Source organism: Streptomyces tauricus (assembly GCF_014650955.1).
Classification (GTDB): domain Bacteria; phylum Actinomycetota; class Actinomycetes; order Streptomycetales; family Streptomycetaceae; genus Streptomyces; species Streptomyces tauricus.
Map to the genome: position 1 here is coordinate 32,246 of NZ_BMVY01000019.1, position 15,168 is coordinate 47,413.

6 protein-coding genes are annotated in these 15,168 nt (G+C 72.5%); 3 read left to right on the forward strand and 3 right to left on the reverse strand.

What is annotated here, in order from left to right; translation table 11 throughout:
* Positions 1–270: 270 nt before the first annotated feature.
* On the reverse strand, positions 271–6,000 hold the full coding sequence (locus IE278_RS25665; protein ID WP_189775625.1) for a type I polyketide synthase: 5,730 nt from the start codon (positions 5,998–6,000) through the stop codon (positions 271–273).
* The gene (locus IE278_RS25670) at positions 5,997–6,773 is read right to left on the reverse strand and encodes a thioesterase II family protein (protein WP_189775706.1); all 777 of its coding nucleotides are present in this window, start codon (positions 6,771–6,773) and stop codon (positions 5,997–5,999) included. Before IE278_RS25670 ends, IE278_RS25665 begins: the two co-directional genes overlap by 4 nt.
* 194 nt (positions 6,774–6,967) lie before the next feature.
* Between IE278_RS25670 and IE278_RS25675 the strand changes: the two genes are divergently transcribed.
* The 3 genes from IE278_RS25675 (at position 6,968) to IE278_RS25685 (ending at position 10,861) form a co-directional block, all read left to right on the forward strand.
* Positions 6,968–8,602 (forward strand): acyl-CoA carboxylase subunit beta, encoded by a 1,635-nt coding sequence (locus tag IE278_RS25675; protein ID WP_189775626.1) that lies wholly within the window; start codon positions 6,968–6,970, stop codon positions 8,600–8,602.
* A 14-nt stretch (positions 8,603–8,616) separates the two neighbouring features.
* Complete coding sequence (locus tag IE278_RS25680) at positions 8,617–8,811, forward strand: acyl-CoA carboxylase subunit epsilon (protein ID WP_189775627.1); 195 nt, start codon at positions 8,617–8,619, stop codon at positions 8,809–8,811.
* A gap of 145 nt (positions 8,812–8,956) precedes the next feature.
* Positions 8,957–10,861: a LamG-like jellyroll fold domain-containing protein gene (locus tag IE278_RS25685; protein ID WP_189775628.1), complete on the forward strand. Its 1,905-nt coding sequence runs from the start codon at positions 8,957–8,959 to the stop codon at positions 10,859–10,861.
* Positions 10,862–10,934: 73 nt separating this feature from the next.
* Here the strand turns inward: IE278_RS25685 and IE278_RS25690 are convergent, their stop codons facing one another.
* Complete coding sequence (locus IE278_RS25690; RefSeq protein WP_189775629.1) at positions 10,935–15,026, reverse strand: discoidin domain-containing protein; 4,092 nt, start codon at positions 15,024–15,026, stop codon at positions 10,935–10,937.
* Positions 15,027–15,168 lie beyond the last annotated feature (142 nt).

Sequence of the window (15,168 nt, forward strand, 5' to 3'; positions counted from 1 at the left end):
GGGCCTTCGCCCGGCCCTCCGCCTCCGCCGGCCTCCGACCGGGGCCCCACAGCACGCACCAGACGCCGCTGGGCCCGCCCTCCGGGCGGACGACGGGACTTCGGACCTACGGCGCCTGCCCGTGTCCGACCCTGCCCGTCCGCCTGGCGACGCCGTGCGCGCCACCCGCCGCACCGATTGCCGCCGGGCACGGGGCCAAGTACGTCCAGTACTTGGCCCCGTGCCCGGCGCGGCGAGAGCGCGTGCCCGCCGTCGCCCTCCGGGGCGGGGTCAGACACGCTCCAGGGCGCCCGTGAGCGTCCCCACCGCGTTGTGTGTCCACGCCGGTTCGTCCTGGCCGCGTGAACGGACGACGACCGGTCGCCGGCCCGTCCCGTCCACCGTGCCGACCACCAGCTGCAGCAGGACCGCGCCGTCCGGGGCGAACGTGACCGGGGTGTGCAGCACCAGTTCCTCGATCTCGTCGCAGCCGGTCGCGCCCGCCGCGTGCATCGCCAGTTCCACCAGGGCCGTACCGGGCAGCAGCACCGTACCGAGGATCGTGTGGTCGGCCAGCCACGGCTGGGCCGCCAGCGAGATCCGCCCGGTGAACAGATGCCCCCCGTCGGGCAGTTCGGTCGCGGTCGACAGCAGCGCGTGCCCCGCGTCGTCGAGCCCGAGCCCGGCCGCGCTGCCCGTCGGGGCGGGGGCCCGGAGCCAGTACCGCTGCCGCTCGAACGGATAGGTCGGCAGCTCCACCAGCCGTACGTCCCCCGCGGCGCCCCAGTTCACCCCGCTCGCCCTGGCCCGGGCGAGGGCGGCGGTGAGGGTGTGGGCCTCGGAGCGGCCCGGGCGCAGCAGCGGGAGCAGGAGCGGGAGCAGGAGCGGGCGGGCCGTGTCCTCATCGGGTCCGGCCGGCACGGCCTCCGCCAGGGCGCTGAGCACTCCGCTGGGCCCGAGCTCCAGACAGGTGCTCACGCCCGCGGCCCGCAGGGTCAGCACGCCCTGCCCGAAGCGGACGGCCCCGCGGACGTGCCGGACCCAGTAGTCGGGCGTCGCGATCTCGGGTCCGGCGACGGCACCGGTGAGGTTGGAGACGACCGGGATCGCCGGCGGCCGGAACGTGAGCGTCTCGGCGACGCGCCGGAACTCCTCCAGCATCCCGTCCATATGGGCGGAGTGGAAGGCGTGACTGACCGTCAGCCGCCGTGTCCTGACGCCGTGTTCCTCCCAGTGGGCGGCGACGGCGAGAACCGCGTCCTCGTCGCCGGAGACGACGGTGGCCGTCGGCCCGTTGACCGCCGCGACCGACACCCCGCCCGGCAGCGCGGCGGCCACCTCGTCCTCACCGGCCTGGACCGAGAGCATCGCGCCGCCCGCGGGCGCCTCCTGCATGAGGCGGGCCCGCGCCGCGACGAGGACGCACGCGTCGGACAGCGTGAGCACTCCGGCGAGATGGGCCGCGCTCACCTCGCCGAGCGAGTGGCCGAGGAGATGGCCGGGAGTGACGTGCAGGGATTCCAGCAGCCGGAACAGGGCGACCTGGAGCGCGAACAGTCCCGGCTGGGTGTACTGCGTCCGGTGCAGGGCCGCTGCCTCGGGGGTGCCGGGCGCGGCGAACACCACGCTCTTGAGCGGCCGGTCCAGATGCGGGTCGAGGTGCGCGCAGACCTCGTCGAACGCCTCCGCGAACGCCGGGTACGCCTCGTACAGCTCACGGCCCATGCCCGGGCGCTGGGAGCCCTGGCCGGTGAACAGGAACGCGGGTGTCCCGCCGCCCGCGGCCTCGTCGGCCGCCTCGGTCGGCCGTCCGTCGGCGAGGGCGCGCAGACCGTCGAGCAGTTCGCCGCGGCTCTCCCCGAACACCGTCGCGCGGTGGTCGAACCCGGCGCGGCCGGCGGCGAGGGTGTAACCGATGTCGGCCGCGTCCAGAGCGGGCCGCCCGCTGATGAAGTGGTGGAGCCGTGCCGCGTGGACGCGCAGCGCCTCCTCGGACCTGGCCGACAGCTGCCACGGCAGGGGCGCCGTGACCGTGCGCGGTGGCCGCGCGCGTACCGGAGCCTGTTCGAGGACCACGTGCGCGTTGGTGCCCGAGATGCCGAACGACGAGACCGCCGTCCGGCGCGCCCGCCCGGTCTCGGGCCACGGTGTCGCCCGGTCGAGCAGGGAGACCTTGCCCTGCGACCAGTCGACGTGCGGGGACGGGGTGCCGGCGTGCAGGGTGCGGGGGAGCAGGCCGTGCCGCATCGCCAGCACCATCTTGATGACGCCCCCCACCCCGGCGGCGGCCTGCGCGTGCCCGATGTTGGACTTCAGCGAACCCAGCCACAGCGGCCGGTCCCGGCCCTGTCCGTACGTCGCGATGAGGGCCCGCGCCTCGATCGGGTCGCCGAGCGCGGTGCCGGTGCCGTGCGCCTCGACCGCGTCCACGTCGGCGGCGTCGAGCCGGGCGGCGGCGAGCGCCCGACGGATCACCCGCTGCTGGGCGGGGCCGCTGGGCGCGGTCAGTCCGTTGCTTGCGCCGTCCTGGTTGACCGCGCTGCCGCGCAGCACCGCGAGTACGGGATGGCCGTTGCGCTCGGCGTCCGGCAGGCGTTCCAGCAGGAGCAGGCCGGCGCCCTCGCTCCACGCGGTGCCGTCCGCGTCGGCGGAGAAGGGCTTGCACCGGCCGTCGGGGGCCAGACCGCGCTGCTGGCCGAACTCCACGAACATGCCGGGGGTGGCCATCACGGCGACGCCGCCCGCCAGCGCCATCGAGCACTCGCCCTGCCGCAGCGACTGCGCCGCCTGGTGCAGCGCGACCAGCGAGGACGAGCAGGCCGTGTCGATCGTCACCGCCGGGCCCTCCAGGCCCAGGGTGAAGGCGATGCGTCCGGAGGCCAGGCTCGGTGAGCCGCCGGTGAGCAGATAGCCGCCGAGGCCCTCGGAGGAGTCCTGGAGCCGGGGCCCGTACTCCTGGGCCGTCGCGCCCACGAACACGCCGGTACCGCTGCCGCGCAGCGTGCCCGGGTCGATGCCGGCCCGTTCCAGCGTCTCCCAGGCGACCTCCAGCAGCACCCTCTGCTGCGGGTCCATCGAGAGCGCCTCCCGGGGGCTGATCCCGAAGAACGCCGCGTCGAAGCCGTCGGCCCCTTCGAGGAAACCGCCGCGCCGCACATAGGTCCGGCCGGGGGTCCCCGGTTCGGGGGCGTACAGGGCGTCGAGGTCCCAGTCGCGGTCGGCGGGGAAGTCGGAGGTGGCGTCGGTGCCCGCGGTCACCAGTCTCCACAGGTCGTCCGGGGAGCCGACGCCGCCGGGGTAGCGGCAGCCCATCGCCACGATCGCGATCGGGCCGTCGTCCGCCGTCGTCGGCTCAGGGGGCCGGGGGCCGGCGCCCTCGCCGAGGCCCCGGCGCTCCGTGAGGTGGACGGCGAGCCCGGCGGGTGTGGGGTGGTCGTAGACGACGGTGGCGGGGACCGGGAGACCGGTCGCGGCGGTGAGCCGTTCGCTCAGCTCGACCGCCAGCATCGAGTCGACGCCCAGCTCCTTGAACGTCTTGTCGGCGTCGACGGCCTCCGCGTCGACGTGCCCGAGCACGGCGGCCGAGTGGGCCCGGACGAGGTCCAGCAGATCACCCTGCCGCTCCCCGGCCGGCGGTTCGACGGGTACGGGCCGCTCGCGCGACGGCCAGTGCCGTTCCCGTTGGAAGGCGTACGTGGGCAGGGGCACCCGCCGTGGGTCGTGCGCGGCGAACACACCGGACCAGGACACCGCATGACCGCGCACATGCAGTGCGGCGACCGCCGCGAGAAGCGCGGACCGTACGTCCTCACCCTCCCGCGGCGCACGGACGACGCTCGCGGGGGAGTCACCGCCGAGCAGCGTCTGCCAGTCGTCCGCGCCGCGCACGGCCCGCGGGCCGACCTCCAGGAACGTGGGGTGCCCGGTCCGCGCCAGTGCACGCAGCACGGCACCCGTCCGCGAGGGCGGGCGGAGCGGGCGCGACCAGTAGGCGGTGTCGAGAGCGGCTGTGTCCAGCACACCACCGGTGACGGACGAGTGGAACGCGACCGCGGACGGCCGGGGCGTGACCGGTCCCGGTGCCACGTCGTGTGCGTGGGCCGTGACGATCCGGGCGGCGTCCTCGACGGTCAGTGCCCCGGCCACGTGTGCGGCGGCGACCTCCCCCTCGGCGTCGCCCACGACGGCCTCCGGACGGACGCCCAGGGACTCCCACAGCCGGGCGAGCGCGACGGCGACGGCGAACCGGACCGGCCCGGCGACGTCGTCGCGGTCCGGCCGCGGGGCCCCCGGGGCGCCGGTCAGGACGTCCGTCAGGGACCAGCCGGTGCGCGCGTCGAGCGCGTCGGCACACACGCCGATCGCCGTACGGAACACCGGTGAAACGGCCAGCAGTTCGCGGGTCGTCCCGGTCGGCACCGGGCCCCCGCCCGGGAAGACCAGCACGACGCCGCCGGGGCTCCCGGCCGTCCCCCTGAACACACCGGGCGCGGCACGGCCGTCGGCGACGGCGTCCAGACCGTCCAGGAGCGCTTCCCCGCCGGCGCCGACGACGGCAGCGCGGTGCTCGAAGTGCGTGCGGCCGGTGGCCAGCGACCAGCCCACGTCGCCGGGGGACCGCGGCCCGCGTACCAACTGCTCCTTGAGCCGCGCGGCCTGTGCGCGCAGGGCCGCGGCCGTCCGGCCGGAGAGCGTCCACAGGACCGGACCGGCATCGGCCTCGGCCCGCGCGGCGCCCGCCGGTCCGTCCGGGGCGGCGCCGAGCACGACATGACAGTTCGTCCCGCCGATCCCGAACGAACTCACCCCGGCCAGCGGCGGCTCGCCGGGCCGGGGCCAGGGACCGCGCTCGCGCTGCACGCGCAGCCCCAGCCGGTCCAGGTCGATACGGGGATGGGGCGTCTCGAAGTTGAGGCTGGCGGGGATCTCCGCGTGCGCGACGCTCAGCACCGCCTTGATCAGGCCGACGATGCCCGCGGCCCCCTCCAGATGCCCCACGTTCGTCTTGGCCGACCCGACATGGACCGGCGCCCGGGACGCGGCGTCGCCGAGCGCGCCCGCGATGCCCGCGGCCTCCAGCGGATCACCGACCCGGGTGCCGGTGCCGTGCAGTTCGACGTACTGCAGCGCCTCGGGTGCCACGCCCGCCCGGCGGCAGGCCAGCCGGATCACCTCGGACTGCGCGGCCGGACTCGGCACAGTCAGCCCGTCGGTGGCACCGTCGTTGTTGACGGCGCTGCCCCGGATCACCGCGTACACCTGGTCGCCGTCGGCCAGCGCCCTCGCCAGCGGCTTGAGCAGCACCGCCCCGCCGCCCTCGCCCCGCACATAGCCGTTGGCCCGCGCGTCGAAGGTGAAGCAGCGGCCGTCGGGGGACAGCCCGCCGAACCCGGCGACCGCGGCGGCGCTCCCGGGGACGATGTTGAGGTTCACCCCGCCGGCGAGCGCGAACTCCGCCTGCCCGGTGCGCAGACTCTCGACGGCCAGATGCACGGCGACCAGGGCGGACGCCTGCGCGGAGTCCACCGTCATACTCGGACCGCGCAGCCCCAGCGTGTAGGACACGCGGTTGGCGATGATGCCGCGCTGGACGCCGGTGAGGGTGTGCCGGGTGATGTCGGCGGGATCCTGGACGAGAGCGGCGAAGTCGCCCGACATCGCGCCGACGAACACCGCCGTGCGGCTCTCCCGCAACCGCGCCGGTACGATCCCGGCGTCCTCCAGCGCCTCCCAGGCCAGCTCCAGCATGAGCCGCTGCTGGGGGTCGGTCGTGGTGGCCTCACGCGGTGAGATCCCGAAGAACCCGGCGTCGAACCCGCCGATGTCGTCGAGGAAACCGCCGTGGCGCAGACCGGGCCGGTCCAGCCCCGGGGCCGCCGGGTCCCAGCGGCCTTCCGGGACCTCGGTGATCGCGCTCGTGCCCTCCCGCAGCAGCGTCCAGAACGCGGCGGGGGACGGTGCCCGGGGGAGCCGGCACGCCATGCCGACGATCGCGACCGGCTCGTACTCCTCGGCGGTCATGACGCCGTGGGCCCCGTGCCGTGCGCGCGCAGCACCGACTCCAGCCGGTCCAGGGTCGTTGCGGGGTCGGAGCTCAGATAGAAGTGGCCGCCCTCGAAGACCTCCAGATCGAACGGCCCGGTGGTGTGCTCCCGCCACGACAGCGCCTCGTCCATCGTCACCTGCGGGTCCCGGTCGCCGGTGAACACGGTGACCGGGCAGCCGAGCGGGGGACCGGGCGCGTACGTGTACGTCTCGACGGCCCGGTAGTCGGCGCGCAGGGCCGGCAGGAACATCCGCACCAACTCCTCGTCGTCCAACAGGGAGTTGTCGGTGCCGTTCAGCCGTTTCAGTTCGGCGATCACACCCTCGTCGGTGCGCAGATGGACCGACTCCTCCCGGCGGCACGAGGGTGCCCGCCGCCCCGACACCACCAGCGCGGCGGGCGAGAGACCGTCCTCGCGCTCCATGCGCCGGGCCACCTCGAACGCGACGACGGCTCCCATGCTGTGCCCGAACAGGACGGGCCGCCCGGTGAGCACGGGCCGCAGCGCCGCGAAACTCAGGTCCGCCAGCGTCCCGATGTCGGTGAGAGGTGTCTCGGAACGACGCTCCTGGCGCCCCGGATACTGGACGGCGAGCACATCCACCCGCGGATGCAGTGCCCGGGCCACGGGGAAATAGAAACTCGCCGCGCCACCGGCGTGCGGAAAACACACCAGACGGGCTCCGGCGTCCGGGGCCGGCCGGAAGCGCCGGACCCATGCGTTGCTGTCGACGAGCGAGTGCGTCATGGAGTTCATCTCTCCTGCGGGCTGAGGAGCGGGCATTCGATCATGATGCCGTCACCGGGAATTCAACCCAACCCCTAACCTCCCCTAAGAAAGCCGGGAGTTCTTGAACCGGCGTCGAAGGCTGGGAGACCTTGAGGCTGTCCGGATCTTTTCCTGGCCGCATTCGGCCTCGGTAACCGGCGGGGAGAAACTGTATGACCATGGTCGCGGGGGAACCGGCGGATGTGAAGGGCGCGGAGGACGTTCCGCAACCGGCCGCCGGGGCGGACGAGGGGCCGCCCGACATGCGCGCGGGCGTCGCGGAGTTGCTCCAGGTCCGGGCGGAGGCCGAGCGGGGACCCTCGCCGGCCGCGACCGGGCAACAGCACGCCCGGGGCAAACTGACCGTCCGTGAACGGCTGGACCTGCTCTTCGACCCGGGCACCTTCCACGAGATCGAGCAGTTGCGCAGGCACCGCGCCACCGGGTTCGGGCTGCAGGACCGGCGCCCCTCGACCGACGGCGTGGTCACCGGCTGGGGCCGGGTGGACGGCCGGACCGTGTTCGTCTACGCCCATGACTTCCGCATCTTCGGCGGCTCCCTCGGCGAGGCCCACGCGGAGAAGATCCACAAGGTGATGGACCTGGCCGAGGCGGCGGGCGCGCCCCTGGTCAGCCTGAACGACGGTGCCGGGGCACGTATCCAGGAGGGCGTCACCGCGCTCGCCGGCTACGGCGGGATCTTCCGCCGGATCGTCCGCGCGTCGGGGGTGATCCCGCAGATCAGCGTGATCCTCGGGCCGTGCGCCGGAGGCGCCACCTACGCCCCGGCGCTCACCGACTTCGTGTTCATGGTCCGCGACACCTCACAGATGTACATCACAGGACCGGACGTGGTGAAGGCGGTCACGGGCGAGGACGTCACCCACGAGCAGCTCGGCGGCGCACAGGTGCACGGCTCGGTCTCCGGCGCCGCCACCCATGTCTGCGACAGCGAGCGGGAATGCCTCGAAGAGGTCCGCTATCTGCTTTCCCTGCTGCCGTCCAACAACCGCGAACTGCCGCCGGTCGCTGTCGCGGACGACCCGCCGGAACGGCGTTCCGAAGCGCTGCTCGACATCGTTCCACCGGACCCGAAAAGGTCGTACGACATGCGTGCCGTGATCGAGGAGATCGTCGATCACGGTGAATTCTTCGAGATGCATTCCCGGTGGGCCACGAACATCATCTGCGCATTCGCGCGCTTCGACGGGCATGTCGTGGGAATCGTCGGAAACCAGCCCGCGGCCATGGCCGGAGTACTCGACATCCACGCCTCGGAAAAAGCCGCGCGCTTTGTGCAGACCTGCGACGCCTTCAGTATTCCGCTGGTGACCCTGGTCGACGTGCCCGGCTTCCTGCCGGGCACGGACCAGGAACACGACGGCATCATCCGGCACGGCGCGAAACTGCTCTACGCCTACTGCAACGCGACGGTGCCGCGTATCCAGGTGATCCTGCGCAAGGCCTACGGCGGCGCCTACATCGTGATGGACTCACGCTCCATCGGAGCCGACCTGTCGTTCGCCTGGCCGACCAACGAGATCGCCGTGATGGGCGCCGAGGGCGCGGCGAACGTGGTGTTCCGGCGGGAGATCGCGGCCGCCCCCGACCCCGAGGCGGTCCGGGCACAGCGGATCAAGGAGTATCGGCAGGAGCTGATGCACCCCTACTACGCGGCGCAGCGCGGACTCGTCGACGACGTCATCGACCCCGCCGACACCCGCGCGGTCCTGGTGGACGCGCTGGCGATGCTGCGCTCCAAGGACGCGCGGCTCCCCTCCCGCAAACACGGCAACCTCCCGATGTGACGGCGGAGAAGACCATGGACCCCTCTGAGATCCCGCTGCTGACCTTCGTCCGCGGAGCGCCCACCGACGAGGAGGTGGCGGCCGTGCTCGCCGTGGTGCGCGGACGCGTCGACCGCCCCGCCCCCGACGAGCCGGCCCGCACGGGCGGCAGCCCGCGCTGGGCGCAGACCCAGGCCTACCGGACACCTCGGGCCTGGACCTCGCGCTGACCTCCGCCGGACGCCGGACGCCGGACGCCGGCCTCCGCCAAACGTCCGGACGGCGGGCGGCGAACGTTCAACTTCCCGCCATCGCCCGGCTGTGGCGGGTGAGGAGCGTACGGGCTGCCAACCGGTTTCGTCCTACGGAGTGTCCATGACTGCGGCAGAACCCCAGAATCCCCTCCACAGACGCGCGCTGCTGCGCGTCGCGGCAGCCCTGCCCGTGGCCGGCGCGGGTGCCGCCGCCCTCGGGTCGTCCGCGCAGGCCGCCTCCGGCTCGGCCGCCGCCGACGCCCACGCCTCGGCCTCCGCCGCGCACAGCGGCCGTTTCGACCCGCTGAGCCCGCGGTTCGTGCTGGCCGTCCTGCCCGACACCCAGTACCTCTTCGACGCCGACAGCACCGACCCCGCCCCGCTGCGTGAGGCCTTCCGCCATCTGGTCGCCGAGCGCGGCGAGGCGAACATCGCCTTCATGACGCACCTCGGTGATGTGACCGAGCACGGCACCGAGGACGAGATCGAACGCGCCGCGGACACCTTCCGCACCATCCACGGCAAGGTGCCCTACAGCGTGTTGGCGGGCAACCACGACATCGACTCCGGTGACGACCAGCGGGGCGACTCCGCGTACCTCGCCGCCTTCGGGCCCGCCCGATACAAGTCGATGCCGACCTACCGCGGCGCCTCGCCCGACGGCTACAACACGTACCACGTGCTCAAGGCCGCGGACCGGTCCTGGCTGGTCCTCGCCCTGGACTGGCGGATCTCCGACAAAGGGATGGCCTGGGCGCAGGGCGTCCTCGACGCCCATCCCACACTGCCCGCCGTCCTCACCACCCATGACATCGCCTGGGCCGACGACGACGGCAAGGCGCAGCTCTCCGACAACGGCAAGCGCCTGTGGGACGGCCTCGTCCGCGCCAACGACCAGATCTTCCTGGCGCTGGGCGGTCACTACTGGCCGCCGGGCCGCACGGTCCTGCGCAACGACTCCGACAACGATGTCCACGTCCACATCACCAACTACCAGGACCGCTACTACGGCGGCGCCGGCATGATCCGTACGTACGGTTTCGACCTGGCGCGCGGTGTCATCGACGTGGAGACCTTCTCGCCGTGGCTCCTCTCCCGTGATCCGGAGAAGCGGTCGCCGCTGGAGGCCGAGACCATCGAACTGACCGGCGACGCCGACCGGTTCAGCCTGGACATCGACTTCGACGAGCGTTTCAAGGGCTTCGCCCCCGTCGTCGTACCGAAGCCGCGGCCCGCCTCCGCGGTGATGCCGCGCGGCACGGTCGCGTACTGGCGCTTCGACGCCGCCGGGACCTCCGCGGGCGGCACCGCGGGCAAGCCCGTCGCGGACGGGGCGGTCGTCCGCGACCTCTCCGGCAACGGGAACGACCTCGCCGTCAGCCGGCTGGCGTCGAGCGGGCCCGACGCGCTCACCTGGTCGGCCGACCACCACCCCGGCCAGCCCGCGCACGCCAGCCTCCGCTTCGACGGCGGCAAGAGCCCGGACCGAGGCGCCATCCTGACGACCTCCGCCCGAGCCGCCCTGAACAGCGAGAAGTTCCTCCGCGGCTACACCATCGAGACCTTCGTCCGGCTGCCCGAACCCTTCGAGGGCGACCACTCCTGGATGGGCATCCTCAGCTGGGAGGGCCGCAACGGCGACGCGGGCAAGACCACGGGCTGGTCCCCACTGGAACCCACCTGCAGCCTCAACCTGTCACCCGAGCGGTTCCTCCAGTTCGTGGTCTATCCGCAGCGCCAGGACGCCGACCCCACGTCGTGGAGCCACGCGGTGCCGGTCGGCCGCTGGATGCACATCGCCCTCGTCAACGACGGCCGCCGCACGGTGATGTACGTGGACGGCTCGAAGATCGCCCGCAATCCCTCGCAGCCGTCCACCGGCATCGCCACCCTCGGCAAGCCGTTCGTGCTCGGAGCCACCCAGTTCGACGAGAGTTTCGGGCAGGGCTTCTACGGCTGGATGGGCGACACGCGCATCGTGAACCGGGCGCTGTCCGTGAAGGAGTTCCTCACCCCCTTCGAGTGAGGCGGGCCGGGGAAGGGTCTTCGCGGGCCGCCACCGGCGAAGGCCCTCCACCCCGGGGAGATGACACGGACTCTCAGCTGTTGAACGCCTCCACGGTGAGCCGAGGCTTGTGCGCGGAGACCAGGGACCTGGCCGGCCAGGACAAGGTGACCGTCCGGGACTCGCCGGGCAGCAGCCACAGATAGTTGTCGCTGTACAGGGTCGGCAGCACGCGATCACCCGTCTTCTCGTCCAGCAGCGACAGCCGGACCATCGCGGCGACGGCCGACCCCTGATTGCGTACGGTGGCGGTCAGTTCGTGCCGGGCGCCGGACCGGGACAGACGCGTGACCTTGGCGGACACCTTCGTGCGCGGCACCCGGGTGAGGGCCCGCATCGCGGCCGGGGTGCGGTAGCGCCAGTAGGTGTTCCGCGACAGTTCACGGCCGTCACCGTCCTCCAACGTCAGCCGCAGCAGATGCAGTTCGGGCAGCTCGTCGCTCCAGCCGACGGTGAACGCCTTCCCGGTCGCCGCCGGTGCCACGTCCAGCCGGACGCTCCTGCCCTTGCCGAGCCGCCGGCCCGAGAGATCGAGGAGCCGCGCCGAGACGACGGCCCCCCGCAGGTCCTCACGCGTGTGGTTGACCGCGATGACCCGCCCCTCGGGATCGGCCTGGACGTGCAGTGGCTCACAGGCCGAACGGGCCCCGTAGTAGGTGCCGTTGACGTCGAAGTCGTAGTCGTAGGTCTGCCAGACGGTGCTGTGCCACGCCGGATGGGACATCCACAGCATGAGGCCGCTGGCATTGTCCCACAGGTTCGCGTTCCACGCCTCGAACATGGCGCGCGTGTTCTCGTAGTTGACGAACTGGGCCTTGCGGGCGAAGTCGTCCAGGTCCGTGACCGTCCCGAGCCGGGCCTCGATCGCGGCCTTGTAGTTCTGCGGCGCCTGATTCCCGCGCTCGCTCCAGTCGTGGTAGTACCACGCGCCGCGGATCGGCCACTCGGGCTCGTCGCCGGTCATGTTCCGCATGCTGGCCGCGGTGGAGACGACGGGCATACCGATCTCGGTGTGGAAACCGAAGTCCTTGCTGCCGTACGTGGACGGGTCGAAGTACTTGTCCGGTTCCACCCAGCCGTAGGGGCCGCCGCCGGTGATGATCCCGCCGGCCGAGTTGTTCTGGTACAGCAGACCGGGCGCCTGCTCCTCGACGGCGGCGCGCATGCCCCGGTCGATGGCGGCGGGCGGATTGCCCTCGTTGGCCCCGCACCAGATGACCACGCTCGGGTGGATCCGGTAGCGCAGCACGGTGTCCCGGGCGATCGAGTTGAAGGCCTCGTGGTCCGGCGGGTCCATCGCCCAGGCGTTGGGGAAGTCGTTCCACACCAGGATGCCGTGCTCGTCGCAGGCGGCGAAGAACTCCTCCCGGTCGCAGGTGCCGACCCAGTTGCGGATCATCGTGAAGTTCATGTCGCGGTGCATCCGCACCGCCGCGTCCATCCGCTCCGGCGGCATCCGGCGCAGCAGTTCGTCCCAGCCCCAGTTGCCGCCCCGGGCCAGCACCCGTACGCCGTTCACGCTGATCTTCAGCGGGTCGGGGGTGTTGGACACGGACTTCACATCGGTCCAGGTGTCCCCGTCGTCGGAGACCTGGATGACGTACGTCTTCGGGTAGGCGGGCTCCCACACGATCGCCACCCGGTCGAACCGCTTCGCGGAGCCGAGGTCGACCTGGATCCACTGCTGGTCCTCGTACGCCGACGACCAGCGGGTGCCCGGGTCGCCGTCGGTGGCGTTCGCGGCCGGGTGGTCGGACTCCTCGGTGGAGGCGGTCGCCTTGCGCCGCAGGGCGAGGTCGGTGCCGGGCTCGGCGCTGTCGATGACGCCGAGGGACCACAGGGAGTTGCCCCAGCTGGTGTTGCGCACCCCGCAGGCGAGACGGACGTAACGGGCGGTGCGCGGCGCGAAGTCCTCCACCTGGAGGCTGGCGTTGCCGTTGTTGAAGGGCAGGGGGACCGCCCCGTTGTCCACCGACGTGACATCGGTCCAGGTGTCGTCGTCGGAGGAGACCTGCACGACGAAGGTCTTCGCGTAGGCCTGCTCCCAGGTCAGGTCGACCCGGTCGAAGGACTGCTGGGACCCCAGGTCGACCCGGATCCACTGGTCGTCCTCGTAGGCCGACGACCAGCGGGTCCGCGGATCGCCGTCGGTGGCGTTGGCCGGACCACGGTCGCCGCCGTCCTCGCTCGACGCCTCGGCCGGTGCGTGCAGGGCGAGATCGGTCGAGGCCCGGTCGCTGTCGAAGACCGAGAGCGCCCACAGTGAGCTGCCCCAACTGGTCGCCCTGGTCAGGCACTTGACGCGTACGTACCTGGCTTCCCGCCGGTCGAAGGTCACGGACTGGGTGTACGCGTCGCCGGTGGACGTGAACGGCAGCGGCACCTCGAACTCGTAGCCGAACTGGCGGATGCCGAAGCGGGTGGTGCGGCGGTCGCTCTCGGCGCCGTCGACCGTCGCGGTGAGGGTGAGGTCGTGCAGGGTGGCGTCGCCGAGCCCGTTCGGCCACCACAGCTTCGGGTTCCGTACCCGCAGCCGGCCGTAGGCGTCCGGGGCAAACGTGACGTCGACGCTCTTGCCCGCCGGGACGGTGACGACCTTGCTGACCCGTATGTCGTCGAAGGACGCGGAGACCGTCGTGCGGTGGTCGGTGGTGTCGGCGTTGCGGACCGGGACGACGATGGTCAGCTCGGCCACCGACACGTCGGGCAGCTTCGGCAGCACGGTGTCGACCCGGGGGTCGCCGATCACGACCTGGCCGGTGGATCTCAGCCGGACGTGGTTCCAGATGCCCGCGGCCCGGTCGCGTACCGCGGGCATCCAGTCCCAGCCCGAAGCGGCCAGATAGGTGGGTGAGTTGAGGTTCATCTGGTTCGCGCCCGCGTCCACCCAGGCCTCACCCGCGGGTCCCTTGTCGCCGGGGCTGCCGGGCACCGGCATCGGCGTGATCTTCACCGCGAGCGCGTTGGCCCCGCCGCCCGCGGCGAGCAGTTCGGTCACGTCGTGCGCCGAGCGGGCGAAGGGGTACGTCAGATCGCCCACGCGGTGGCCGTTGAACCAGATGTCGGCCGTGTGGTTGACGCCGTCGAACTCCAGCCAGATCCGGCGGCCGTGCCCGGTGCGCAGGCCGCGCGGCAGCTCGAAGTCCCGCTTGTACCACCACGCGTGCCGGGACAGGGCCTCCGGGACGTGGAGGTTGTTGAGCCCGGCCACCGGGTCGGGCAGCTTGCCCTGGTCCACGAGCGAGGCCAGGACCGTGCCGGGCACCGTGGCGGGCAGCCAGCGGCTGGTGTCGGCGGACGTCTTCGACAGCTCCTTGCCGTCCCCGCCCTTCCCGCTGTCGCCCTTGCCGTCAGCCCAGTCGTCGAGGGTGAGCCGCCAGCCCGACTCCAGCGGCACCGTGCCGTCGTCGGCCACGGTCAGCTTCGGCGCGGGGCCTTTAAGGGTTCCCCAGTCCGTCCAGCCGGTGGCCGACGGCCGGTGACCCTTGGCGCTGCCGTGCACCTCGAAGCCGTTCAGACCCAGGGGAAGAGGGCTGGAGCGCCTGCGCGAGGTCATCCGCACCCAGCGCGCCGACACCGGGCGGGGGAGCTGGATGTCCACCACACCGCCGGTGCCGGCCGTCGTGCGGTACACGCTGGTCCAGGACGTGTGATCGGTCGACGTCTCGACCACGAAGTCGACCGCGTAGCTCGACTGGATCTCCTTGCCCGTGGTGCCACCGGCCGGATTTCCCGTGGTGGGAGGCGTGAACACCGGGTCGCTCGCGTCGCCCTCGAAGGTGAGCCGGATCCAGGTGACCTCGCACCGGGCCTGCAGATCGACCGAGATCCACTGCGGGTCGCCGGCCCCGGCCCGCCAGCCGCTGCCCCGCACGCCCGGCGAGGTGAGCCGGTCCACCACGAAGGAGCCCGGCGTGGCCGCGTAGGCCGTGGAGGAGACGGTGACCGGGCGGTGCAGGGCGAGTTCGGCGGGCGGGGCGGACCCGGCGGACCCCTTGCCACCCGCGGCGGCGGCAGTCGGCAGGGGAGCCAGGCCACCGAGGCCGAACCCGGCCAGCAGGGTGGAACCCGTGGTGACGACGGATCGCCGCGGCAACTGGCGCGGCGAACTCGACTGATCTGTCATGAGCGTGATGTCCCATCGGAAGACAGCGGCGCGGCCGGACCCGACACGGCGCGCGGGAGGCACTGACAACGTTGCCAAAGGCTGGGACGCCGGGGGATTCCTGTCAACCCCTGCGACAGGGCGGCCCCTCTTTCTATTAAAT

Coding starts and splice junctions, on each gene's coding strand:
- IE278_RS25665 (WP_189775625.1), bottom strand. CDS start 6,000: ATGACCGCCGAGGAGTACGAGCCGGTCGCGATCGTCGGCATGGCGTGC.
- IE278_RS25670 (WP_189775706.1), bottom strand. CDS start 6,773: ATGACGCACTCGCTCGTCGACAGCAACGCATGGGTCCGGCGCTTCCGG.
- IE278_RS25675 (WP_189775626.1), top strand. CDS start 6,968: ATGACCATGGTCGCGGGGGAACCGGCGGATGTGAAGGGCGCGGAGGAC.
- IE278_RS25680 (WP_189775627.1), top strand. CDS start 8,617: ATGGACCCCTCTGAGATCCCGCTGCTGACCTTCGTCCGCGGAGCGCCC.
- IE278_RS25685 (WP_189775628.1), top strand. CDS start 8,957: ATGACTGCGGCAGAACCCCAGAATCCCCTCCACAGACGCGCGCTGCTG.
- IE278_RS25690 (WP_189775629.1), bottom strand. CDS start 15,026: ATGACAGATCAGTCGAGTTCGCCGCGCCAGTTGCCGCGGCGATCCGTC.